Annotated in this window: 2 protein-coding genes; one reads left to right on the top strand and one right to left on the bottom strand. The window is 70.2% G+C overall.

Going from position 1 to position 2,622, the window contains the following annotated elements:
- Positions 1 to 195 precede the first annotated feature (195 nt).
- A complete protein-coding gene (gene queA / locus HOQ08_RS11730) occupies positions 196 to 1,230 on the bottom strand; it encodes a tRNA preQ1(34) S-adenosylmethionine ribosyltransferase-isomerase QueA (protein ID WP_291194907.1) in 1,035 nt (344 codons plus the stop codon).
- A gap of 175 nt (positions 1,231 to 1,405) precedes the next feature.
- On the opposite strand from queA, the gene HOQ08_RS11725 reads away from it, so the two are divergent.
- Positions 1,406 to 2,622 (top strand): biotin carboxylase N-terminal domain-containing protein (locus HOQ08_RS11725; protein WP_291194904.1); only part of this gene is annotated, 1,217 nt, incomplete at its 3' end.

Genomic DNA, 2,622 nt, shown 5'->3' with positions numbered 1-2,622 from the left:
CGGGCCAGCAGTTCGAAAGTCATGGAAGTCATCGGGGCATTATCGCATCGCGCGCCTCTGCGCCTCTTCCCTCCGGGGAGAGGGCTGGGGCGAAGGGCCGGGTCTGTGAAAGAAGCGGGACGGAGCGCCGCTCTTATGAACCCTGCGGCGAGCACCCGCCCTCACCCTGCCCATCTCCCCAAAGGGAAGAGGAAACTAGTTCGAGGCGCGCGGCAGGATCAGCATCGCATCGCCATAGGAGAAGAACCGGTAGCGCTCGCGCACTGCGTGCCGGTACGCCTCCAGCACGAACTCGCGTCCGGCCAGCGCCGACACCAGCATCAGCAGCGTTGACTGCGGCAGGTGGAAATTGGTGATCAGGCCGTCGATGCTGCTGATGCGGTAGCCCGGGAAGATGAAGATCTGCGTCTCGCCCGCGAACGGATGCAGCTGCCCGTCCTTCGTCGCGCTCTCCAGCGCCCGCACCACCGTGGTGCCCACCGCGATCACCCGCCCGCCGGCGGCGCGCGTGCGGCGCGCCTTTTCCACCAGGGAGGCGCCCACGTTCAGCCATTCGCGGTGCATGGTGTGCTGGTGGACGTCGTCCACCCGCATCGGCTGGAAGGTGCCGGCGCCCACGTGCAGCGTGACGTAGCCGGTCTCCACGCCGAGCATGTGCAGGCGCTCGAGCAGCGGCTGGTCGAAATGCAGGCCGGCGGTGGGCGCGGCCACGGCGCCGGGCTCGCGCGCGTAGACGGTCTGGTAGCGCTCCAGGTCCGCGGCGTCCGCATGACGCTCGATGTAGGGCGGCAGCGGCATCTCGCCCAGCCTCGAGAGCAGCCCTTCCAGCGGTTCGGGCGATTCGAAGCGCAGCTTGAAGAAGGCGCCCTCGCGACCCAGCACGGTGGCGTGGCTGCCGTCACCCAGCTCGATGCGGCCGCCCTCCTTCGGCTTCTTGCTCACGCCCAGCTGCACGGTGGCCTCGTGCGCGCCGGTGACGCGCTCGATCAGGATCTCCACCGCGCCGCCGGAATCCTTGTGGCCGTACAGCCGCGCCGGCAGCACGCGGGTGTCGTTGAACACCAGCAGGTCGCCCGGGCGCAGGAAGGAGGGCAGCTCGCGGAAGCGGCGGTCCTCCAGCGTGCCCGCGGCCGGGTCCAGCCACAGCAGCCGGCTGGCCGAGCGCTCGGGCAGCGGGGCCTGGGCGATCAGCTCGGGCGGCAGGTCGAAATCGAAATCGGACTTCTTCAAGGGTGTCTCTGCTGGCTCGTACGGGTGCGCCCCGGGCGCGCTCACCCGCATACGGACGGGCGGCAGCCGGCAATGATAGCCCTCCCCCGCCCTGCCCGTGCTGCGCTGCGCATCGGCTACACACGGCTTATCTGCTAGCTTTGCGGGCTTTGCATGGACTCGGGACACCGCCTGCATGTTCGAGCGCGTACTGATTGCCAACCGCGGCGAGATCGCCTGCCGCGTGATCCGCACCTGCCGTCGCCTCGGCATCCACACCATCGCGGTGTACTCGGAGGCCGACCGCGACGCCCAGCACGTGCGCCTGGCCGATGAAGCATGGCCGATCGGCGGCCCGCGCCCGGCCGATTCCTACCTGCGCGGCGAGGCCATCCTGGAGGTGGCGAAGAAGACCGGCGCGCAGGCGATCCACCCCGGCTACGGCTTTCTGTCCGAAAACACCGGCTTTGCGCGCGCCTGCGTCGAGGCCGGCATCGCATTCATCGGCCCGAAGCCCGAGAGCATCGACGCGATGGGCTCCAAGGCCGCCGCCAAGGCGCTGATGGAGAAGCACGCGGTGCCGCTGGTGCCGGGCTATCACGGCGAGAACCAGGAGCCGGCGCACCTCGCCGAACAGGCGCGCCGCACCGGTTTTCCGCTGATGATCAAGGCCGCGGCCGGCGGCGGCGGCAAGGGCATGCGCATCGTGCGCGGCGAGGCCGAGTTCGCCGATGCGCTGGCCTCGGCGCAGCGCGAGGCCGCCCATGCCTTCGGCGACACGCGGATGATCCTGGAGCGCTACGTCGAGCATCCGCGGCACATCGAGTTCCAGGTCTTCGGCGACACCCACGGCCACGTCATCCACCTGAACGAGCGCGAGTGCTCGGCGCAGCGGCGCTACCAGAAGGTGCTGGAGGAGACGCCCTCGCCCTTCCTCACGCTCGCGCGACGCCAGGCCATGGGCGAGGCGGCCGTGGCCGCAGCCAGGGCGGTCGACTACGTGGGCGCGGGCACGGTGGAGTTCATCGTCGGCGCCGACGGCGGGTTCTTCTTCCTGGAGATGAACACGCGGCTGCAGGTGGAGCATCCGGTCACCGAGGAGACGCTGGGCCTGGACCTGGTCGAATGGCAGCTGCGCGTTGCCGCCGGCGAGCCGCTGCCGCTCGACCAGGCGCAGATCCGGGCGCGCGGCCACGCCATCGAGGTGCGCCTGTACGCCGAGGACCCGGAGCAGAACTTCCTGCCCGGCTCCGGCCGGCTGTTGCGGCTGCGCCTGCCCGCCGCGTCCAGGCACGTGCGCCTCGACGGCGGCGTGGTCGAGGGCGACACGGTGACGATCTTCTACGATCCGATGATCGCCAAGCTGATCGTGTGGGACGCCGACCGACCGCAGGCACTGGAACGGCTGCGCGA

It is taken from the genome of Frateuria sp. (assembly GCF_013362045.1).
In the GTDB taxonomy this organism is placed as follows: Bacteria; Pseudomonadota; Gammaproteobacteria; order Xanthomonadales; family Rhodanobacteraceae; genus Frateuria_A.
The sequence above is the reverse complement of the archived record's forward strand: the minus strand, read 5'-3'. Positions and strand labels throughout refer to the sequence as shown.